Origin of the sequence: Robertmurraya korlensis NBRC 107688 (assembly GCF_001591645.1) — a bacterium.
Lineage (GTDB): Bacteria > Bacillota > Bacilli > Bacillales > Cytobacillaceae > Robertmurraya_A.
Genome location: NZ_BCVH01000024.1, coordinates 37356 through 58952 on the forward strand (window position 1 = coordinate 37356; position 21597 = coordinate 58952).

26 protein-coding genes are annotated in these 21597 nt (G+C 36.3%); 16 read left to right on the forward strand and 10 right to left on the reverse strand.

Annotation, left to right across the window (positions count from 1 at the left end):
• Positions 1–65 precede the first annotated feature (65 nt).
• The 4 genes from BKO01S_RS20605 (at position 66) to BKO01S_RS20620 (ending at position 5602) form a co-directional block, all read left to right on the forward strand.
• A complete protein-coding gene (locus BKO01S_RS20605; RefSeq protein WP_066058949.1) occupies positions 66–1286 on the forward strand; it encodes a metallophosphoesterase family protein in 1221 nt (406 codons plus the stop codon).
• Positions 1287–1298: 12 nt separating this feature from the next.
• Positions 1299–4277: an ATP-binding protein gene (locus BKO01S_RS20610; protein ID WP_066058953.1), complete on the forward strand. Its 2979-nt coding sequence runs from the start codon at positions 1299–1301 to the stop codon at positions 4275–4277.
• Between the two features lie 111 nt (positions 4278–4388).
• A complete protein-coding gene (gene yhaM / locus BKO01S_RS20615; protein WP_066058956.1) occupies positions 4389–5333 on the forward strand; it encodes a 3'-5' exoribonuclease YhaM in 945 nt (314 codons plus the stop codon).
• 98 nt (positions 5334–5431) lie between these two features.
• Positions 5432–5602, forward strand: a complete 171-nt coding sequence (locus BKO01S_RS20620) for a sporulation YhaL family protein (protein ID WP_066058959.1) — start codon at positions 5432–5434, stop codon at positions 5600–5602.
• 38 nt (positions 5603–5640) lie between these two features.
• Here the strand turns inward: BKO01S_RS20620 and BKO01S_RS20625 are convergent, their stop codons facing one another.
• A complete protein-coding gene (locus tag BKO01S_RS20625; RefSeq protein ID WP_066058962.1) occupies positions 5641–6510 on the reverse strand; it encodes a peptidylprolyl isomerase in 870 nt (289 codons plus the stop codon).
• Between the two features lie 255 nt (positions 6511–6765).
• Here BKO01S_RS20625 and BKO01S_RS24065 point away from each other — a divergent pair, with 255 nt between their 5' ends.
• Both BKO01S_RS24065 and BKO01S_RS20630 read left to right on the forward strand, forming a co-directional pair.
• Positions 6766–6840: a YjcZ family sporulation protein gene (locus tag BKO01S_RS24065; protein WP_084362165.1), complete on the forward strand. Its 75-nt coding sequence runs from the start codon at positions 6766–6768 to the stop codon at positions 6838–6840.
• 85 nt (positions 6841–6925) lie between these two features.
• Positions 6926–7009, forward strand: coding sequence for a YjcZ family sporulation protein (locus tag BKO01S_RS20630; RefSeq protein ID WP_060670486.1), 84 nt, complete (start codon positions 6926–6928; stop codon positions 7007–7009).
• Between the two features lie 59 nt (positions 7010–7068).
• Here the strand turns inward: BKO01S_RS20630 and BKO01S_RS24920 are convergent, their stop codons facing one another.
• Complete coding sequence (locus BKO01S_RS24920; RefSeq protein WP_066058965.1) at positions 7069–7248, reverse strand: hypothetical protein; 180 nt, start codon at positions 7246–7248, stop codon at positions 7069–7071.
• A gap of 101 nt (positions 7249–7349) precedes the next feature.
• Positions 7350–7907: a DUF3267 domain-containing protein gene (locus BKO01S_RS20640; RefSeq protein ID WP_232311289.1), complete on the reverse strand. Its 558-nt coding sequence runs from the start codon at positions 7905–7907 to the stop codon at positions 7350–7352.
• A 189-nt stretch (positions 7908–8096) separates the two neighbouring features.
• Between BKO01S_RS20640 and BKO01S_RS20645 the strand changes: the two genes are divergently transcribed.
• Positions 8097–8432 carry a DUF1878 family protein gene (locus tag BKO01S_RS20645; protein ID WP_066058972.1) on the forward strand — a complete coding sequence of 112 codons (336 nt, stop codon included), beginning with the start codon at positions 8097–8099 and terminating at the stop codon, positions 8430–8432.
• On the opposite strand, the gene BKO01S_RS20650 is transcribed toward BKO01S_RS20645, so the two are convergent.
• Both BKO01S_RS20650 and BKO01S_RS20655 read right to left on the reverse strand, forming a co-directional pair.
• Entirely contained in the window at positions 8433–9005 is a 573-nt protein-coding gene (locus tag BKO01S_RS20650) for an HTH-type transcriptional regulator Hpr (RefSeq protein WP_066058975.1), read from the reverse strand.
• Positions 9006–9260: 255 nt separating this feature from the next.
• On the reverse strand, positions 9261–9617 hold the full coding sequence (locus BKO01S_RS20655) for a YtxH domain-containing protein (RefSeq protein WP_066058977.1): 357 nt from the start codon (positions 9615–9617) through the stop codon (positions 9261–9263).
• Between the two features lie 130 nt (positions 9618–9747).
• Between BKO01S_RS20655 and yhzF the strand changes: the two genes are divergently transcribed.
• Positions 9748–9930, forward strand: a complete 183-nt coding sequence (yhzF, locus tag BKO01S_RS20660) for a membrane protein YhzF (RefSeq protein WP_066058979.1) — start codon at positions 9748–9750, stop codon at positions 9928–9930.
• Between the two features lie 30 nt (positions 9931–9960).
• Here the strand turns inward: yhzF and BKO01S_RS20665 are convergent, their stop codons facing one another.
• From BKO01S_RS20665 to BKO01S_RS20675, 3 genes are all read right to left on the reverse strand, one after another.
• Positions 9961–10488: a tryptophan transporter gene (locus BKO01S_RS20665; protein ID WP_066058982.1), complete on the reverse strand. Its 528-nt coding sequence runs from the start codon at positions 10486–10488 to the stop codon at positions 9961–9963.
• A gap of 129 nt (positions 10489–10617) precedes the next feature.
• Positions 10618–11694, reverse strand: coding sequence for a 3-phosphoserine/phosphohydroxythreonine transaminase (gene serC / locus BKO01S_RS20670; RefSeq protein ID WP_066058985.1), 1077 nt, complete (start codon positions 11692–11694; stop codon positions 10618–10620).
• A gap of 155 nt (positions 11695–11849) precedes the next feature.
• Positions 11850–12269, reverse strand: a complete 420-nt coding sequence (locus BKO01S_RS20675) for an HIT family protein (protein WP_066058987.1) — start codon at positions 12267–12269, stop codon at positions 11850–11852.
• Positions 12270–12782: 513 nt separating this feature from the next.
• Between BKO01S_RS20675 and BKO01S_RS20680 the strand changes: the two genes are divergently transcribed.
• The 4 genes from BKO01S_RS20680 (at position 12783) to BKO01S_RS20690 (ending at position 15704) form a co-directional block, all read left to right on the forward strand.
• Positions 12783–13523 carry an ABC transporter ATP-binding protein gene (locus BKO01S_RS20680; RefSeq protein ID WP_066058990.1) on the forward strand — a complete coding sequence of 247 codons (741 nt, stop codon included), beginning with the start codon at positions 12783–12785 and terminating at the stop codon, positions 13521–13523.
• On the forward strand, positions 13516–14724 hold the full coding sequence (locus BKO01S_RS20685) for an ABC transporter permease (RefSeq protein ID WP_066058994.1): 1209 nt from the start codon (positions 13516–13518) through the stop codon (positions 14722–14724). The genes BKO01S_RS20680 and BKO01S_RS20685 overlap by 8 nt, the downstream gene beginning before the upstream one ends.
• A 53-nt stretch (positions 14725–14777) precedes the next feature.
• A complete protein-coding gene (locus BKO01S_RS24070; RefSeq protein ID WP_084362161.1) occupies positions 14778–14894 on the forward strand; it encodes a DUF4023 family protein in 117 nt (38 codons plus the stop codon).
• An 84-nt stretch (positions 14895–14978) separates the two neighbouring features.
• On the forward strand, positions 14979–15704 hold the full coding sequence (locus BKO01S_RS20690) for an EcsC family protein (RefSeq protein WP_066058997.1): 726 nt from the start codon (positions 14979–14981) through the stop codon (positions 15702–15704).
• Positions 15705–15866: 162 nt separating this feature from the next.
• Here the strand turns inward: BKO01S_RS20690 and BKO01S_RS20695 are convergent, their stop codons facing one another.
• Entirely contained in the window at positions 15867–17036 is a 1170-nt protein-coding gene (locus BKO01S_RS20695; RefSeq protein ID WP_157077430.1) for a M20 family metallopeptidase, read from the reverse strand.
• Between the two features lie 118 nt (positions 17037–17154).
• On the opposite strand from BKO01S_RS20695, the gene BKO01S_RS20700 reads away from it, so the two are divergent.
• Both BKO01S_RS20700 and BKO01S_RS25255 read left to right on the forward strand, forming a co-directional pair.
• On the forward strand, positions 17155–17595 hold the full coding sequence (locus BKO01S_RS20700) for a phosphatase PAP2 family protein (RefSeq protein ID WP_066059001.1): 441 nt from the start codon (positions 17155–17157) through the stop codon (positions 17593–17595).
• A complete protein-coding gene (locus tag BKO01S_RS25255; RefSeq protein ID WP_084362162.1) occupies positions 17546–17803 on the forward strand; it encodes a phosphatase PAP2 family protein in 258 nt (85 codons plus the stop codon). The genes BKO01S_RS20700 and BKO01S_RS25255 overlap by 50 nt, the downstream gene beginning before the upstream one ends.
• Positions 17804–17814: 11 nt before the next feature.
• Here the strand turns inward: BKO01S_RS25255 and BKO01S_RS20710 are convergent, their stop codons facing one another.
• Positions 17815–18870, reverse strand: coding sequence for a lactonase family protein (locus BKO01S_RS20710; RefSeq protein ID WP_066059008.1), 1056 nt, complete (start codon positions 18868–18870; stop codon positions 17815–17817).
• Positions 18871–19059: 189 nt separating this feature from the next.
• Here BKO01S_RS20710 and BKO01S_RS20715 point away from each other — a divergent pair, with 189 nt between their 5' ends.
• Positions 19060–20985, forward strand: a complete 1926-nt coding sequence (locus BKO01S_RS20715) for a BglG family transcription antiterminator (protein WP_066059012.1) — start codon at positions 19060–19062, stop codon at positions 20983–20985.
• 65 nt (positions 20986–21050) lie between these two features.
• On the forward strand, positions 21051–21353 hold the full coding sequence (locus BKO01S_RS20720) for a PTS sugar transporter subunit IIB (protein ID WP_066059014.1): 303 nt from the start codon (positions 21051–21053) through the stop codon (positions 21351–21353).
• The last annotated feature ends 244 nt before the right edge of the window (positions 21354–21597 follow it).

Below are 21597 nucleotides of genomic sequence, written 5' to 3' on the forward strand. Positions count from 1 at the left end.
AAGAACGTGCATTCGTATTTTTAAGATGCTAAAATATAGAAAAATATAAAAAAATGAGGATCTATATGAAACGAGTAAAATTTATTCATGCTGCGGATTTGCATTTAGATAGTCCGATGGTTGGCCTTAAGTCTTTGCCTTCATCTATTTTCTCTCGCTTGCAGGAAAGTACGTTTGTTGCGCTTGAAAGGATCGTTAATAAGGCAATTGAGGAAAAGGTAGACTTTGTTATTTTGGCTGGTGACTTATTTGATAGTGAGGATAGAAGTATCAAAGCTCAAACACGACTTCGTAATGAAATGAAGCGGCTTTTAGCCCATGAGATACCTGTATTTGCGATCCATGGGAACCATGATCATTTAGATGGAAGTTGGTCACATCTTGATATGTCTAAAAATGTTCATGTCTTTTCCACAAATGTTGAAACAAAGCTATATAAGACGGCGAGCGGAATCAATCTTCGTTTGTATGGATTTAGTTATCCAAGCAGGCATGTTTTTGAAAGAAAAATAGTTGATTATAAGAAAGAAGGAGAAGCCGATTTTCATATTGGGATTCTGCATGGAAACATGGAGGGAAGTCATGAGCATGGAAATTACGCCCCTTTTTCATTAAAGGAATTAGTAGAAAAGGATTTTGATTATTGGGCGCTTGGACATATCCATAAGCGCATGATCATCTCACAAGATCCACCAGTCATTTATCCAGGGAATACACAAGGGAGAAATAGAAAGGAAACAGGGATCAAAGGAGCATATATTGTAACGCTAGAGAAAGGGAATCCGAGCTTTGAGTTTTTTCCTACCTCAGATTGTGTCTGGTTAGAAAAGGAGATCGATGTAAGTGATATAGTTGGTTTTGAACAACTGTATATGACCTGTAAAAGTTCAATTGATTCTGAAAGGGAACATAAAATGGGTACACTCTTGAAAATCCATCTAACAAAACTTTCAAAGGAAAATAATTCAAATGAAAGAGATATTCTAAATGATTTATTGGAAGCTCTACAGGAAGACGAAAAAGAAGAGGTTTCTTTTGTTTGGCCATATGCTATTACAGCCGAAGAGGAGTACAACTGGGATAGGGAGACACTGGCTAAACAAACCGATTTCTATGGGGAGTTATTTCGCCTCACAGATGAACCGAAGGAACTTGAAACAGGTTTAGACTTGCTCTATCAGCATCCGCAAGTGAGGAAGTTTTTGACACCGCTAACTAATGAAGAGAAGAAGGAAATGATACGATATGCGGAGAGTTTTCTTGTTAAACAATTGTTCAAGGAGTAGGAGGTGAAACACATGATTATCAAAGAAATTCAAATCTATGGTTATGGAAAATTAGAAAATGTAACGATTTCGAATCTAGGACCCTTTTCTGTTTTTTATGGAGAAAACGAAGCGGGGAAATCAACAATCATGTCCTTCATTCATAGTATGCTGTTTGGGTTTCCTACAAAAGTTCAGACAGAGCAAAGGTATGAGCCAAAATCGGGAATAAGGTATGGTGGGAAGCTTCTTCTACAGACGAACGATAAGGGAAGTATAGTAATTGAACGGACAAAAGGAAAATCCTCTGGCGATGTTACGGTTACTTTGGAGGATGGTTCAAGAGGGGGAGAGGATCTCCTTAAAGAGCTTTTATCACGTATGGATAAATCTCTTTACCAGTCCATCTTTTCCTTTAATCTGCATGGACTACAAAATATTCATCAGCTAAAAAAAGAAGATTTGGGTAGGTTTTTATTTTCTACGGGCGCTGTAGGGACAGACCGTTTAGTTTTAATTGAATCGATGCTGCAGAAAGAGTTAGATGAAAGGTTTAAACCAAGTGGAAAAAAACCTGTTATCAATAAGAAATTAATAGAGCTTAAAGAGGTTTATAGTGAGTTAAAGAAAGCTGAAAACAAAAATGAGGGCTATTGGCAGTTGGTACGTCAACGTGATGAGCTAGTAGATGAAATTTCTCGACTAGCTCGTTTTGAAGAAGACGTAATGATAGAGAAACAAAGGATTCTAGAGTGGAAAAAGCTTGAACCAGTTGTAAAAGAGCTTGAATACCTGAAAGGGAAAATAAAAGATCAGCCTCCTATTCGGTTTCCTGTAGATGGGATAAAAAGGCTTGAGCAAATCACTCACTGGATGAAGCCGTTGGAAGCTGAGGAAGAAAGGTTAGCTAAGAAGGTTAGAGAACTTAAAGAGGAGCTAGTCAATTCTCAACCTAATCTTGAATTTTTAGAAAAGGAAATAGACATTCAGGAAGCATTAGACAGACTTCCTTTGCTTGAAACGCTCAATGAGGAAGAAAAAAGCTTGCGCATTCAATTTGAGCATCTGCAAAGACAAAAAAGAGAATGGTTAGACAAATTACATATCCCTTTACACGACGATGCACTTTTGAATATGGACACGAGCATGTTTATGAAGGAACGTGTGAACGTAACGCAGAAAAAACAATGGAAGCTTAATGAAAAAAAAGAAGAACTAGATGAGTTATTTGAGCAAGAAAAACAGAACCTAGAGTTACTAGAACAGAGAATAGCAGCTTGTAAGAGTGAATTACTTCCTGAGAGAGAAATTCGTGACCTTGAGGAAAAAGTAAGGCTCTCGAGTATGTCGAGCTTAAAAAACGATTTATCACAAGTGAAACAGACGATTGAAATGTTAAAGGGATATGAAAAAGAGGCAATCAAGGAGTCAAAAAATCACTCCTTTCAATTGCTGATGTTTACGTTCATTTGTATTTTTCTGGGGGGGGTTGGCCTTCTAAAATCAGAATCACTATTTATTTTTATTAGTATTGGTCTTTTTGCTATGGTTTTGTTTTCTGCACTTTTTACTAAAACAAAGAAAACAAAGAGAAATGTTCAATTACAACTAGAAGAATTTTTAAAGAAGAAAAATGAATTAGACGAGCAAACACAAGCAATAGATGATGAGAAATTTCATGAAATTAGCGTTATGTTGGAAAAGGAGAAGCAAAAAGCGGAGGAACTACAACTTCTTACCGTTAGATGGGAGCAGCAAAATAACCATTATGAACGAATAATATTAGACTTTGAAAAATGGGAAACAGAATCTGCAGAAAATGAATCAGAGCTAAAATCAATTGCACAAAAACTATGTTTATCGGAAGAGGTAACGAGGTCATATCTATTAGAGGCATTTAACCTCTTGGAACGGCTAAAAGGCATTATTCATGAGCAAAACGCTCTTCAGTTACAATTGGATAAAAAGATGGATGCAATTGGGAGAATTTCAAAATGTATTGAAGAACACGGACGGCTATACATTGGGAAAGAAATGCCTGTTCCACAACTCGCTATGGAATTAAGAAATCGGTTAAGAGAAGAACAGCAAAAATATATCGCGTTTAGTGCGAAAAACGAGAAACTTCTAGAAAGTAAGGATGAGCTAGAAAGGGTTCGCAGCGAACTTAAACAATTTGTTAACGAAAAGATGGAGTTATTTGTTTTAGCTGAAGTGGACAATGAAGAGGAGTTCCGTTTTGCAGGTTCTGAAATGGAGAGACAAACCACGGTAAGAAATAAAGTAGAAGAACTTCATAAGCAATTGACATTTTCAACTTTACCAGAGAAAGTAATTCTAGAATTTTTAAAAATTACCGATATTGAAAAAGTAATAAAAGACAAGAGTGCAGTCATTGAGGAAAGTCAGAGAAGATATAAGGAAGCTCTAGAACTTCTTTCTGAGACAAAACACCAAATTTCACTTCTTGAAGAAGGAGGGAAGTATTCAGAACTCCTGCATAAGTATACTCAATTGAGGGCTGAGCTAGATGACGAAGCAAAAGATTGGGCACGGTTTGCGCTAGCAAAAGAACTATTGAACAAAACGGTGAGGGTATTTAATGAAGAGAAGTTACCAGCTGTTATAGGTAAAGCGGAGGAATACTTATCGTTTTTAACTGATGGCAATTACCAGCGAATCATTCCAAAGGATAACGGAAGTGGGTTCCAAATTCACCGAAAAGATTATTCCGTGTTTGAAGCCAATGAACTAAGCCAAGCAACAATGGAACAAGTGTATGTCGCGATAAGACTTTCCCTTGTGACAACCATTTATAAAAAGAGACCTTTTCCTATTATCATTGATGATAGCTTTGTTAATTTTGATCACGTTCGAACTAATCGAGTACTCCAACTATTAAAGGAAATAACAAATAACCAAGTTTTATTTTTTACTTGCCACCGTCATTTATTGGACAGTTTATCGAATACCCATATTATCCGTCTCGAAGAAAATCCCGTTCCTCATTAAGGATGGGATTTCTGCTATACCCGAAAAAATGACAATAATCACCGACATGGAATATTGACTGCTTAGTTGAGCAAATATGCTATACTAGAATCATAGAAAGGGGCGTATTTAATGTCAAAAGGTATCCTTGATTATGAAGTAGGAGAAGCGATAGAACAGTTTCTACTAATAAAAAATTCTGTTAAAGGGATCGCTAGTAATGGTAAGCCCTTTTTAACGATTATTTTCCAAGATCAAAGTGGTGAAATTGAAGCAAAACTATGGGACGCATCTGATGAAGATGAAAAGATATATGCTGCACAAAAAATCGTTAGAATCGTGGGTGAAATACAAAACTACCGAGGTCGAAATCAATTAAAGCTAAGACAAATTCGACCTGCATCTCCAACAGATGCTGTGAAATTGGCTGACTTCCTTGAAACAGCTCCAGTTAGTAAGGACGAGATGTCTAGCAAAATCACACAATATATTTTTGATATGAAAAACCCAAATATACAGAGAATTACAAGACACTTATTAAAGAAACATTTAAATGAGTTCTTAGAGTATCCAGCCGCAACAAAAAACCACCATGAATTTGTTTCAGGATTAGCATACCATGTGGTTAGTATGCTTGATTTAGCGAAGGCAATAGCTGAGTTATATCCTAGCCTGGATAAAGACTTATTGTACGCTGGAATCATTCTTCATGACCTAGGGAAAGTAACGGAACTATCCGGACCGATTTCAACCTCCTATACGGTAGAAGGGAATCTAATCGGTCATATATCTATTATGGTAAATGAAATTGGGAAAGCAGCAGACGAGCTTCATATATCTGGCGAAGAAGTGGTTATTCTCCAACATTTGGTGTTGAGTCATCACGGGAAGGCTGAGTGGGGGAGTCCGAAGCCTCCATTAATTAAAGAAGCAGAAATACTCCATTATATTGATAACCTAGATGCAAAAATGAACATGCTAGACCGAGCATTAGAGAGAGTGAAACCTGGTGAATTTACTGAAAGAATTTTCCCTCTTGAACAAAGGTCATTTTATAAGCCAACCTTTCATAAATAAATGCCTACAAAAATGCCCTAAATGGGCATTTTTTTGTTTTTATTTTCATATGGTTTATAAAGACTTGGACAACCATTAAAGAAACAGGAGGACGTTATATGATACCGATTTGGATATACTTTGTAGTTGCAGGAATCTTCATAAGTGCCATTATGGCACTCCGAACAGGAAGAAAAGAGAGAGAGGAAGAAATGCAGAGTATCGAACGAGAAGGAGAAATCTATATGAAAAGAGTTGAGAGAGCAAGAGAAGGGCGCTCCGCTCAATAAAAAAGGTTCCAGGCACCCTGGAACCTTTTTTATTATTATTAACCTTGAGTTGCCGCTTGCTCACTGTCCAATGCTTTTTCTAGATCTTTATCTTTGATTTCAACTTTTGCATCCTTAAGCTCACGTTCCATTGCCTCAGTAATAGAAGCTTCATCAAGCTTGGACACTTTTACTTGATGCTCGATTTCTGCTTTCATATCTTCATATGATTGCTTTTCTTTCTTTTCCGTTACTTGGATAATATGGTACCCATGTTCCGTTTTAACTGGGTTACTAATTGCATTCACATCAAGTGCATAAGCAGCTTCTTCAAACTCCGCAACCATTTGTCCAGCGCCAAACCAGCCAAGGTCCCCACCGTTTGCTGCAGAAGCTGTATCAGTAGAGTATTCTTTCGCAAGATCTTCGAATTTTTCTCCAGCATCAAGCTTAGCTTTTACTTCTTTAGCTTTTGCCTCATCTTCAACTAAAATATGGCGAGCTTTGATTTGAGGCTTATAATTTTCGTAGTATTCCTTCATTTCCTCTTCTGTTGCCTCAATATCCTTTACAGCAGCCTTCTCTTGTAGCATACCAACTCTGAATGTTTCACGAAGGTCTTCTTCACTATCATAACCATATTGAGCTAATGCAACCTCGAAATTATCTCCAAGCTGCTCCTTTAACTCTGCAATTTTTTCATCTAACTCCTTATCAGATACCTCATAATTGTTAGAGAGAACCTTTTCATAAACAAGCTCACGTAAAGTTGCTTCTCCGTATTTTTCCTTCATTGCCTCGTAAAGCTCGTCCTTCGAAATATCCCCAGCAGACGTTTCTACAACGGCAGCAGAATCATTGGCATTGTTACAGGCAGATAAAGTAACGATTCCTGCAATGACTGAGAGGGATAACATCCATTTTTTCATGTTGAACACTCCTACAAAAATATTTTCGTATCTTTTGGTCACAAACATTACTATACCATACCTGATGGGAAGAACAAAAAAAAATGTTTGTTCCCAAGTGGTAAATTTTCAAAAATAAGTAAATAGCCCATCCCATTCTAGAGTGGGTTACATAGTATAAAGGGAACTAGCAATTAGTTCAATAAAAAATGGGTATTCTAAAGATTTTTTTTTGAATGCCACGTTAAAAATTAGAGAGAAAGGGAGGTTCTAATTATGGGAAACAATGGCTTTGCGCTAATTGTTGTTTTGTTCATCTTATTGATAATTGTGGGGGCAGCATATTTATAAACTCCCATATAAATAACAAATCCTTTTAACGGATGTAGCTGTACTTGAATAGTATATAGTACTTTCTCTGAGAGGAGGTGTTAGAATGGGTCACGCGTATGGTGGAGGCTTCGCGTTAATTGTAGTGTTGTTCATCCTTTTAATCATCGTTGGTGCAGCTTGGCTGTAAATCAGTAGATGATAAAAAAGAAAGAGCGGTGGATTATGTCCACCGCTCCTTATTTGGTTCTATGTAAATAGGATTTCTACATAGGAAGATATCAGAAGAATCGTTATTAATATATTAATTGTCCTAAAAACTTGTGGCTGACGTTCTTCAGGAATCTCTTTTTGTAAGCAGAGAGAGTTTGTCAGTTTGTTAATTTGGAATAAAATAAAAATGGCAAGTATTATAAAAAGATATATCATCGTTATCCCTCCTATGGGAAGGTGTTTTCTTGTATTGTAACATAATCAATTTTTAAGTTAAAAGGAAAATTGATTTTGTTAATAATTAGAGAAACAGGACATCAGTAAGATGTCCCATCCTTATTTATAATTAATATTTCATACCCATCTTCGTTTTCTTCAATAAAAGCATTTTTAGGAGCACTAATTACATCTTTTCCACAAATAAGGTCAGATACAGACATACCAATGTGGTAAGCTATTAAAATAGTAAAATAGTGTGCGTAATGCGGAAATAAAAAGCAAGATGCTAACAACACCGAATTAATAATTACAAATGGTGAAAGGAGAGCGATTAAAAACTGATACTTTTTAATAGGTTCTGTAATTTGAATTTTGATTGTCGGGATAAAACCGAATTTAATCTCTACTATTTTTCTAACCTTATCATTCAAATGTGCAATTGGTAAAAAGTGTAGAAATTTATGAGCTGGATACAACATAAATAATGCTAAAATAAAATAAATAAAATGATTGTCATAGAAGTTTGATGCAACAAATAAGTATGTTGCCGGAATATAAAGCAGAATAAAAGTAAATAACATAGTTAAGGCAGACAGTATAAAAAGACGCTGCGATCCATATTGTCTCGTAAAGTTTATTGTTTTCCAGCAATTCAATCGAATCATCCTCCAAATGGAGATATAAGTATTTTGTAAGCTTCATATGTTCCACTTACTTTAGATACTTTACGATGAACAGGTGAAAAAATCAATAGGAAAACAGCAAACAATTTTCGATAATTTTTTTGTCATATTATTTTACATTATATACAATAGAATTATAAGTAATAGAAAAGAGGTAGAAGGATGTTTGACGAGGAGTTATTAGAAAGAATAAAACGCTTAGAATACCATCAAACCCTGCTTTTAAAGATGATTGGAAGTAATAAAGCTAGGTTTGATTTGATGGTAATTGAAAGAGGTTTATCTGAAAGGGACGTACAGGTATTTTGTACAAATTGTGAACGAATGAGCATAGAATTAGAAGAACAGAAAGCGGAAGGCTTTGTGTACTTTCATCCGCTTTTTAAAAAGTTTAAAGAAGAATTACACCCACGCTTACAAGTAAAAGAGGTAATCCATGCGTGTATCCTTCAAAGACTGTTTCTACCGCTAATGGATGAGCTTAAAAGGTACTTATAATTATACATACTCGGATGATGATTTTTTCTTTGTAAGCTTTCCTTCTATTTCTTCGAAATCATGTTCAATGTTTTTGAATGATGTTTCAAAAATCTCCATAAAGTCATCCCCATAAATATTTCGGACAATGGCCATTACTTCAATGATATCCGGAAACTTACCGTATAGCTCCTTTAATGGTAAGGCACCTGAGAAAGCTGCATTTCTTGAAGGCTCATAGTGTTCCATTAAGTCGAGAAGTATGCTTTCTCCTTTTTCCGTAATTTGTACGTATGTGTTTCGCTTATCGTTTTCTTTTTTGGAGAATTGTAACAGTCCTCTCTCCTCTAGCTTCTTTGAAAAGTTAAAAGCAGTAGAAACATGCATGACCCCAAATTTCGCCACATCAGAGATGGATGCTCCATTTAGATGGTAAGCAATCCATAAGATATGATGTTCATTAATGTTAAGATCATACGGCTTAATCCAATGTTGCCAATCCTTTTCAATTGCCTTCCAGAGAGCTTTGCTTAATTGTGCAATTCTCTGACTAAATAGCATTGCTTCTTTCATTGTATAATCTTTATCCGCCATCCCTATTAGTCACCCACTTTTTTTGTCTATTATTTTCATTATGCCAATAAAACAAAAATTAATAAAGATGTAATTTACAAAATTTTTAGAAATTAGGAGAAATTTTATTTCCAATATTGAATTCTGACTACAGATCTATTGAATTCTGGCAGTAGTAAACGTAAATGAATAAGTTGATAATTTCTATCTTAAATAAAAAAATCCTTCTTTTCTTGAGAAAAAAAGGACAATCAAAAACTTTTGTATCCATAGTGACTATTTTTTTTGTAAATCATTTTCTAGTTTTTTTAGTGCTACTTGAATCGATTCAAGCTCCACTTTTATTGTTTGTTGGTTGCTGGTTGTTGAATCCTTCCAGGCTTGTACACTAATTTTAATATCTTTAATCAAGTTCGCTAGAACAACTTTGCCTTCTTTAGAGACGTAAGCGACTTCATTGCTCACATCACGTAATGAAGCTCCCAAAGTGGACAGTTTTTGGCTCCATTCCTCCTCAGAGCGTACTAAATTTTTTCGAAGGGCTTCGCCAGATCGAGGTGTGGTTAGTAATGTAGCAACACCACTAGCAATTCCTCCAACTACCATTCCAAGAAGGACTTTCTTTGCATTCATAAACTCACCCCTAAATATGGTTTATAAGATTTATATTAACATGATTTATTGTTGGTAAACATCCAGTATCACATAGATTCCCGATCCCAAGCATATATATAAATATTTCACGAACAAGAAGGTGGTCTGGATGGTTAGCATATTATTTCTGATAAGCATTATTTGTTTATTAGCAGCATTTTTCTTTGTCTTATCACTAATGAAGCCAGGATTTTATCCTCCAAAAAAGCTGTTAAAAAAAAGGGCAAGCACATTAATGGGGACTGGTCTTATCCTTTTGTTAGCTGCCATTCTTTTATCCAGTATAAAATAGAAAAGAACCCATTAAAGGGTTCTTTTCTACTTAACCAGAAATTACTTGCTGGTTGAGTTTCGTTCTCTTAACAATTACATAGGCAATTGGGTAAAGTACAATCATAGCAATCGTGTTAACTACAGTAGCAGGTAAGACCACACCAGCAAATAATGCTGCAAATGGACCAGGTAATCCAACAATTATACTTGCTGAACCTAAGAAAATAATACCGGACACAACTGTACCAACAGCAGTCAATACACCAACACTTACCATATTGTTTCTGAATTTCTTAAGAGCTAGAAATATTCCAAAGAAAACAAAAGCAGTAATTGGCTTATCAATAATGTTCGGGAATAAACCTCCAGGGAAGCTCGTAGTTAAACCAGATATTATGCCTGTAACTAAAGAAACCAGCAATACATTTTTCTTCTCTGGGAATAGCATAATTCCTAGGAACATCATTGTTAACATCATGTCAGGCTTCATTCCAAAAAGAATTGGTGGAACAACTGCATGTAATACCGCACCCATACCCACTAGTAATGATAATGCAACAAGATTTTTCGTATTCATTTCTCATCTCTCCTCGTCTGTTCTACTCTCATTTTCGTTCCTCCTATAGTGCACTCCTTGCCTATAGCGAAAAACTTGCTCTTATTATATCACACTACTAATTTTAAAAAAAGTTAACTATTCTGGTAATTATCTTTGTGAAAATTTCTTCATAAATTCAGCTAGTTTTTCAACGTTCTCAAGAGGAACAGCATTATAAATAGAAGCACGGCAACCACCGACTGAACGGTGACCATTTAACCCAACAAAGCCTTCTTCTTTTGCCTGTTGAAGGAAAGCTTTTGTTAATTCTTCACTTTGTAAAGTGAAAGTCACATTCATCTTTGAACGGCTATTAGGTGTGGCATGCCCGTTATAAAAACCTTCACTTTCATCAATGACATCATAAAGAAGTTTAGCTTTTTGATCATTTAGTTTTTCTATTGCTGTAACACCGCCTTGATTTTCAACCCAATCAAGTACAAGCTTCAATAAATAAATAGCGATTGTAGGAGGTGTGTTATATAAGGAATTGTTTGATGCATACGTATTGTAATTAAGCATGGTTGGTAACGCATCTGTAGAGCGTTCTAACAAGCTTTTCTTCATAATAACAACAGTAACTCCTGAAGGTCCTAAATTCTTCTGTGCTCCAGCATAAATCAAATCAAATTTTTCAACCTGTAAGTTTTTGCTTAAAATATCACTCGACATATCGGCAATTAAAGGAACAGGTGAGTCTGGGAAGCTTTGCCATTGTGTACCAAAAATCGTGTTGTTACTTGTAATATGCAGGTAGGCAGTATCAGATGTAAGATCTGAAAGTTTGAACTCTGGAATAGATTTATAATTGCTATCTTTACTTGAAGCAAGAATGCTTGTTTGTCCAACCTTTTTGGCTTCCTTTAATGCTTTTTCTGACCAAGCACCAGAAAGGATGTAGGAAGCTGTTTGACCTTCCTGTAGTAGGTTCATCGGAATCATAGAAAACTGAGTGCTAGCTCCACCTTGTAAGAAAAGGACTTCATAATCATCAGGAATGTTCATAAGTTTTCTAAGCTTTGAGATGGCACCATCGTGAACTTCCTCATATGGCTTGCTTCTATGGCTTAATTCCATAACCGACATGCCTGTACCGTTAAAATTAAGTAAATGCTTTTGAGCTTCGATTAGAACCTCCGCAGGAAGAGCAGCTGGTCCTGCATTAAAATTTAGTGCACGATTCATACAATTCATACCTCCATTTAGATGTTTACGGTTTAAAGCAACAAAGAAAAAAGATATATTTATCCTAACAGAAAATCGTACTATGTAAAGACGAGAATTTGAACATTATGAAAATTTTAAAAAGGTATAAAAAAGACTGTTCAAAAAGAACAGTCTTACAGTTGACTACTGATAGAATCAGCAATTTTACGAAGGTCATCTGGAGTATAGTTACTTTGGTTAGATTTCCAAATTGCTCCAAAGCCATCTCCGTCTCCATAACGAGGAATAAGATGCATATGGAAGTGGAACACCGATTGTCCAGCTTTTTCTCCATTGTTATTAACAAGATTTAAACCTACTGGATGATAGGTATCTTTAATAGCATTGGCAATTTTCGGTGCTATTTTAAATAATTCACTAGAAATTTCCGGAGTCAATTCGTATAGATTTTCCTTATGTACCTTCGGAATGATTAGTGTATGTCCCTTTGTCACTTGGCTAATATCTAAAAACGCCAAAACATGTTCATTTTCAAATACTTTGGATGCGGGAATTTCTCCATTCACTATTTTACAAAAAATACAGTCGCTCATTATTTTTCCCTCCTACTCATATATATGTATATTTTACCATATCATTTTAACAAATAAGAGGGCAGGATTCGCAAGGAATCCCGCCCATTCTTGAAGGGAAAGCTTTTTATCGTTCTATAGCAATAAATTCTCTTTGATAAACACCTCATTTAAAAAATGAATTGTTTGTCTATAGAGATTTCGATCCTTTGTTCAAGCGAACCATCCCCTTATCTTTATATGTTTTACAACTTATAAAGCATGGCAGATTGGTCTTTTGCGAACACCTCATTTATAAAAATGTGGGTAAGATCAAAGCATATAGGAACGTTAAACGTATCGTGATTGATTATTATCGCCCACTGACACCTCATTTCGATGATTGAACATCTACTGTTGCTCCCCTTCGAATATTATCATGCCCGCAATAAAGGGTTATATACGTAGATGCATGATTTTTTTAAAAATACCTATTTCTATTTTTTAGGATGACAATTTGTTAAAATGGTGCTAACAACAGATGGAGGAAGATATATGACACTTTTGCAGCTTTCAAATATTACTGGTGGATATACTAGAAACCCTGTTTTAAAAGATATTTCTTTTGATGTAAAAGCAAATGAAATTGTAGGTTTAATCGGATTAAACGGGGCAGGTAAAAGCACGACGATTAAACATATTATTGGATTAATGGAGCCACAAATGGGTGAAATTACGATAAATGGGAAGGCAATACATACAAACAAAGAGGAATATAGAAGAGAATTTACATTTGTACCAGAAACGCCGATTCTCTATGATGAGCTAACATTAGATGAGCATTTACGTTTAACTGCTATGGCATATGGTCTTGATGAAAAGACATTTCAGGAGAGAAAAGATATTCTGTTGAAGGAATTTAGAATGAATAAGAGGCTTAAATGGTTTCCTGCCCATTTCTCAAAAGGCATGAAACAAAAGGTGATGATTATGTGTGCCTTTTTAGTACAGCCCTCCCTTTACATTGTTGATGAACCCTTTGTAGGACTTGATCCACTTGGAATACAATCTTTGTTAGATTTAATGAAAACGATGAAGGAAAGCGGTGCGGGTATCCTGATGTCTACTCATATACTTGCTACTGCTGAAAGGTACTGTGATCGTTTTGTTATCCTACATGAAGGTAAGGTTCGTGCTAAGGGCACTTTAACAGAATTAAGGGAACAATTTTCGATGCCTGAAGCTACACTTGATGATTTATATATTCAGCTCACAAAGGAAGAAGATTATGTTTGATGCACAGAAGCTTTGGAGGGAGCGCCTCGGAACAGCAAGTAAAGAAATTGGTCGTTATTCTCGATATATTTTTAACGGTCATATCGTCATTGTCCTTGTTTTTTTATTAGGAACGGCTGCATTTTATTATCAGGAGTGGGTAAAGACTTTATCTGGTGATTTTCCCGTAGCCTTATTAATGGCAACCGTCTTGTCACTGGTAATAACAATCAGTCCGATTTTTACTTTTGTAGTTGATCCGGATAAAGTATTTCTTCTTGCACTAGAGGAAAGACTTGAATCATATTTTAATCGCAGTATTGTTTTGAGCTTTTTTATTGGATTGTATTTAATAGTGCTCTTTCTTGGTGTCCTTATGCCGATATATGCTCAAGTGACAGGGAGTGGTTTTAAGCATTTCCTTCCGTTTCTAGTTGTGTTAGCTGGGCTTAAGCTAATCAATCTGTTTATCAGATGGAGAGTGCAATATTATGTCGAGGAGTCCACTCAGAGGCTGGATACGTTCATCCGATTTGTGGTGAACGGGGTATTTTTATATCTTCTTTTTAATCAAGCGGTATTTGGGTTTGTTGCAGTTGTCGGGGGCTTATTACTCCTTTTATTATTTACATACTACAAGCAAACCAAGAAAAAAGGATTAAAATGGGAGCGTCTCATTCAACTGGAAGAAAGAAGAATGATGTCATTTTATCGCTTAGCTAATTTATTCACAGATGTCCCTAAATTAAAGGATGAGGTAAAGAGACGCAGGTGGTTAGACTGGATTACTTCAAGTTTACCGTATAAACAAGAGGCTACATTTCTACATTTATTTCTTCAAACATTTATTCGAGGTGGAGATTATCTTGGCTTATGGATACGACTAACTGTTATTGGAGGACTGATCCTGTATTTTGTAACCTTTGGATATGGACAAATACTTTTTGTGATTTTGTTTATTTACCTAACAGGTTTTCAATTGCTCCCACTATGGAATCATCATCAAAATAAGTTGTGGATTCAATTATATCCTGTAATAGAAATAACGAAGAAACGTTCCTTCCAAAAGCTTCTTTTTGTTGTATTAAGTATTCAGTCCTTATTACTGTCCGTTCCCATTGTTATGAAAGGGGAATGGCTTGTCAGTGGTATTGCATTAGTTGCCGGAATTGCTTTTAGTTATTTGTTCGTTTATCAATACAGTCATAAAAAGCTGACGTAAAATTTATAAAGCTGGTTACACTATGACTACCCAGAATAGAAAGGGGAGTCATAATGGAAAACACAAGCGAATTTGTTGAAAAACTGGCAGAAAATAAAAAAAAGGATCTGAAAAATAAGAAGCGTGGAAATGGTCATCCGGAAAAGAGGCTTCCAAATAAGCAACATTAAAGTGAAGAAGGCAAATGCCTTCTTCTTTTTTTGAAACAAATGGTTTTGTTCATCCGTATAAAGAAGGAGGAGGGGGATCTTGTAATGAATGAATACGAATTAAAGGTTTATCATGATATCGTCCTATGGAAACGAAGGTTATCAAAAAAATCTCCTCTCCTTCAGAGGGTATCAAAAAAAGCACAAGGGAAAATTAATGAATTGATCCCTTCAAAGGTGCATCAAGTGATTACCGACAGCATTAAGCAAATGGTAAAGGCTTTATTATTGGGATCGTATGTCACAACTAGAAAAGCGAATCTGGTAGGTTTATCTTTAATGGAAAAAGATAAATTGGCTACGGAAAAACTTTCCCTCTATCGAAAAACAGCAACATTAGAAGGGGCCGGTACAGGAGCGGGAGGAATATTTTTAGGGTTAGCTGACTTTCCACTATTATTATCCATCAAAATGAAGTATTTAAGTGAGACAGCTTCCATATACGGATTTAATCCTGAAAAGCTTGAGGAACGAATATTTATATTACATGTATTTTCACTTGCGTTTTCAAGTGATGAGAAAAGAATAGAAACATTTGAGATCATTGAAAATTGGGAGGAAAGAAAACAGAATTATACAGATGTCGAATGGCAGTCTTTCCAACAAGAGTACCGTGATTATATTGACTTTTTAAAAATGCTTCAGCTCGTACCTGGAATCGGAGCAGTTGTTGGGGCGTATGCCAATTACAATCTTCTCGATTCTTTAGGAGAAGTGGCAATGAACTGTTATCGACTTCGATTACTTAAAACGGCCCCCACGGTTGATTAGTTGACCTAGAGGGCTTTATTTATATTTGGAACAGTGAGGCGAATCAAAGGTGGGAGGGATTTGGACAGGAGAGGCAGGAAGAAGAGGGGAAGAGTCCGAAAGCGAGGTTCATTCCAACAGGGCACTTTAAAAGGAATAAAGCTTGGAGATTATCTCCAAGCTTTATTTATAACTAATGGCAGCCGATCCAAGCGTTTTCGCAGCTACGAGTAGGGCTTGCTCATCAATATCAAATTTCGGATGATGATGTGGGTAAGCTACCTCTACACCAACAGGCTTCGCCCCAGTAAAGAAGAAGGTTCCATTAACATGCTGTAGATAATAAGCGAAATCTTCTCCACCCATTTGCAGCTCTGCTTCTTCCACTACCTTTATGTCCTCTATTTCATTTGCTAGTTGAACCAGATACTCAGTTTCTGCTTTATGGTTAACAACAGCCGGATAACCTTTAACATACTCGTAGGAATACGAGCAATCGGAAGCGAGGCATGTACCTTTTACAACGCGCTCGATTTCACCAGCAATAAAGTCACGAAGATCTTCATTAAATGTTCTTACAGTTCCTATCAGCTTTGCTTTATCGGCAATTACATTGAAGGCATTATCCGCAACGAAGGATCCAACTGTTACAACAGCTGATTCAACCGGACTTACGCGTCTGCTTACAATTTGTTGTAAATTGGAGATGAGCTGAGCACCAACGACAATGGAATCCTTTGTCTTATGTGGCTGTGCACCATGCCCACCTTTTCCTTGGATGGTGATTTCAAAACGATCCGCAGCTGCCATGATAGGACCTGTACGGTATTGGATGTTTCCTGTCGGTTCGCTTGCCCATAAGTGAGTCCCAAAGATAACATCTACACCTTTAAGGCAACCTGCTTCAATCATGGATGCGGCGCCTCCAGGAGCGTACTCCTCTGCATGTTGATGGATCATAACATATGTACCATGGAGTTCATTTTTTAATTCATGAAGTGCTTTAGCTAGCACAAGTAGAGACGCCGTATGACCATCATGCCCACAAGCATGCATCACACCTGGAACAGTTGACTTGTAAGGAACATCCTTTTCGTCCTGAATAGGAAGGGCATCAAAGTCAGCACGAAGGGCAACTGTTTTTCCAGGATACTTTCCTTGGATCTTTGCCACTACTCCATTACCTCCGACACCTCTTTGAACCTCTACACCAAGCTTTTCATAATATGATGCGATATAGTTAGCCGTGTTCACTTCTTGGAAGGAAAGCTCCGGATGCTGATGTAAGTATCTTCGAATTTCAACCATTTCAGAATAATAATCTTCTAGTTTTGTAAACAGTGTCGTAAGCAAATTAATCTTCACTCCTTTGATTAATATCAGATAATTATAGCATTTTTTTTGCTGGAAAAATGGAGAAAGTTTGCTAAAATGTTGTAAGAAATGTAAAAAAGGGGATTGGATTTGAGAGATGAGTTTTGTACATTCTAAGAAGGCACATGCGTTATCGGTTTTATCTTTGCTATTATCTATTTTTTTCTTTGCTGGGATACCGCCTGAGGGGGGATCTTCTTTTGATCTTTGGAGTCAAGAAATCATCAGTAAATGGTTTGGAGAATCCTCACATTCTTTTTTTGTAATAATTTCAGAGCTTGGATCAAAACAAGGAATCGGCATTATTGCATTACTTTTTATCGGTTGGCTTTGGTGGAAAAAAAGAGATTATACAGCAATTGCTGTATTCGTTTTGGCTATTGCTTCCGGAAATATCGTTAACAAATATATAAAGAGTTTGGTAGGGAGAGAAAGGCCGGCAACGGCTCCAGCTGAAGATTTATTGAGCCTAAGTTTTCCAAGTGGCCATGCGATTAGGAATTATTTTATACCTGCTTATCGTGTATTTTCTTACTAATCACATCAAAAAGAAGTCTTCTCAAATAATGATAGGAGTCGTAGCGGGTCTATTGGTGGTTTTGGTTGGTATAAGCAGAAGTGTTCTTCTAGCTCATTATCCTTCAGATGTATTTGGAGGATTTGCGTTAGGATATCTCTGGACCTATATGTGGATTATCTTTTACGAAGTGTTACAGACAAAAAGAAAGACTACCTCCAAAAGGTAGTCTTTCGTACGTTAAATAGATAAGAACTTCACACAAACTGCATCAGGGACGGTAATGTCCGATTGAAGAAGACGAAGACTACCTGATTCCTTGTCTCTAGCAAATAGAACGAGGTTGCTTGATTCTTGGTTAGAAGCGACGATATATGATTCAGTAGGGTCTAGTGCAAAGTCGCGAGGCCAATCACCTTCTGTTGGTGTATGTTCAAGGAATGAAAGTGATCCATTTTCGTCGACAGCAAAGCTTGCAATGCTGTTATGTCCTCGATTTCCTGCATACACATAACGACCATCGGAACTGATGTGAATCGCACTTCCTTGATTGTTTTCTGTAAAGCTTGAAGGAAGAGTAGAAATAGCTTGCACTTGTTTTAAGCTACCATTAGCAGAATCGTATTGAAGAACAAGAACCTCACCGCTAAATTCTGTCATGACATAAGCAAGTGGTTTCGTTGGATGAAAGACGATATGTCTTGGACCACTTCCGGGTTTAACAGAAAGTTCATATACAAGGGAAAGTTGATCTTCTTTTCGTTCATATGTAAAGATTTTATCAATCCCAAGTTCAACTGCAACTACGTATTTTCCATCAGGGGTAAGGCCAGAGTAATGTGTATGTGCCTTTTCCTGTCTAGGATCTGGACCGCTTCCAGTGTGGGTAACGCTTGAAGAAGCAGGTTGGATTTCACCAGTTTCCGGGTTTACTTGATGAACTTCTACCGAACCTTTATGGTAATTCGCGGTAAAAAGTTCAGTATTGCTTGGGTTTATTTCTAAGTGACAAGGAGGAGAACCTGCCGCACCTTGTTCATTAATTTTTTGAAGCTTTCCAGTACCTTCTTCAATTGAAAAAGAAGTTACTCCACCGAGGTCTCCGTTTTTCGAAACGGAATAAAGAAATTTATTATCTCCTGTAATAGACAGATAGGTTGGGTTATCGACTTTACCAGCAAGCTCAACCTCTTCTATTTTTCCTGTTTTTGTGTCTAAAACAAAGCGATAAATCCCTTCACTATCACCTTTTGTGTACGTACCTACATATCCAATTACTTTATCAGCGCTACTCAAGGCATTCCCTCCAATAAATTAATATACAATGTAATCCTATTCGTACAGTCATTGAAAATCAAGAAGGAAGTCTTATTTTAATTATCACCTTGACAACAAACAGGGAGTAATGTTAACTTTTCAGAAAAGTCCGTAGAACGAAACCAATCATATTTTAGATAGAAAAGATTCTGGGGGAGTAGGTTCGAAATGATTATTTCTCGTCTCACGATGATACTCGGAGAACTAATGGGAGCGAAGGTGCCTATTACGAGTGAGTATTTAGCTAGTGTTATTAAAGTAACATCAAGAACCATTCGTAATGATATGAAAGACCTTCAGGCAATCCTTGAAAAGAACGGTGCAGATATTAAGTCAGTAAGAGGTACTGGATATGAACTAGTAGTAAATAACAATCAACGATTCATCACCTTTATTAATGAAGTGTTTCAAGATACGACAGAGACCAACGTTGGAAGACCCGATTCTCCAGAGGAACGGATCAGGTATATAATAACGAGGCTACTTCTTACGAACAAATTTGTAAAGCTTGATCATATAGCTGATGAAATCTTTGTCAGTCGCTCAACGATATTGAATGACGTAAAGGATATTAAGAAAATCCTTTCGCGTTATGGACTAAGCCTAGAAAAGAAGCCTAATTATGGCTTAAGGATTAAAGGGGATGAAGTCAAGGTTCGGTTTTGTATGTCGGATTATATCTTTAATAAAAAGAGAGACGAACTTGATATTGTCAATGAGCAACTTAATATCCTAACCAAAGAAGAAATACTTGTGATTCGTAATGTTATTTTAGCGCTTATAAGGGAGCATCATATAACTCTTTCTGATGTAGGGTTAAATAACTTAATTATCCATGTAGCAATAGCTTGTAAGCGTATACGTGAAGGTAACCATGTTTTGTTGTATTCTGATGAGTTGAACGAGATTATTGGACAAAAGGAATATGCCGTTGCTGAAAAAATTGTCCGAAATATAAGCGAAAGCCTCAGGGTTGATTTTCCAGAAAATGAGGTTGCCTATATAGCAATCCATCTTTTAGGTACAAAAATGATTGAAAAGTCACCTGGAGAGCAAGTAGAGAGAGTGATTGATAAAAAAATTGCTCAGCTTGTGTCTGACATTCTTGCAAAAATAGATGAGAAGCTAACATTAGGCATTAGCGACGATAAAGAACTCTTTGAACAAATGTGCCTACATGTTAAGCCCGCAATCAACCGATACCGCTATGGAATGAACTTAAGAAATCCAATGATTGAAGAAATCAAGGCGAATTATCCAGTTGCCTTCCAAGCAGGACTCATTGCTGGTAAAGAGTTAAAAAAACAGCTGAGTATAGACATTGACGAAAATGAAATCGGCTACTTAGCCCTCCATATTGGAGTAGCAATGGAGAGAAAGCAAATTCATCATGGTCCGAAAAGATGCTTAATCGTGTGTGCATCAGGCGTAGGTAGTGCGAGATTGCTTTACTACAAGCTTCAGTCAACTTTTGGTCCGAAGCTTGATATTGTAAATACAACCGAATTTTATAAACTGCAGCATATGGATTTACAGGATATAGATTTCATAATTAGTACTGTGCCTATTCAGCAAAAAATGTCCATCCCAGTGATCCATGTGAACACATTTTTAGGTGACCAAGATTTAAACAAAATTAGGTCGGCTGTGTCTGAACAAACGACAACCCTTGAATATACGAGAGCAGAACTAGTTTTCTTACAAAAAGCACTTTTAACGAAAGATGAAGTGTTTTCATACATGTTCTCGCAGTTAAAAGAAATGGAATTGATTGATGATGTTTTCATTGAATCAGTGAAGGAAAGAGAATCTCTTTCTTCCACATCCTTTGGAAACTTCGTTGCTATTCCACATCCCTTAAATCCATTAACGGATGAGACATTTTGGTCAATTTGTACATTACAAAAGCCAATTGAGTGGGATGATAAACTTGTCCAATTTGTTTGTTTACTCAGTGTTGAAAAGGATAGTAGCGGAGATTTACAACGAATGTATGATATGCTTGGTAAAGTAATCGATGACCGGGAGTTAGTACAACAATTAATAAAAGCCAAGTCCTATCTTGAATTTAAAGACACCTTCTTAAAGCTGTAATGGTGGGTGTCTATTTTTTCGAAATAATTGTAAACGGTTACTATTTTTAGTAGAGGGGGATTTTAATGAATATTTTGTTATGTTGTGCAGCTGGTATGTCAACAAGTTTATTAGTTAGAAAAATGAATCAAACATCAATGGACCAAGGTGAAAATAATAAAATATGGGCCGTACCTGGGGATGTTGTTTATAAACATATTAAAGACGCAGATGTGGTTCTATTAGGCCCTCAAGTTCGCCATTTACTTCCTGAACTTAAAAAGCTTGGTGAAGAAAAGGGAATTCCAGTCGATGTAATCAACACCGTTCATTATGGTACATGTAATGGTATGGAAGTATTAAAATACGCCAAATTACTAAAGAAATAATAACTAAAGTCAAGAACAGGGAGAGGTTTCCCTGTTTTTTTTTGTTAAAGCATTTTCTACAATAGGCATTTCCTTTGAGAAACGGAAAAATGATAGATGTAAGTGAAAGCGTTTTACATTTAGAATAAAGACATCAAGAAGACAACACAGTGAGCAAAACAAGCAAGTACTTCTTGATAATGAATTAATCTAATTATTCTCTCAAGATAGTTACTTAAAATATTAGGAGGAATTTTATTATGAA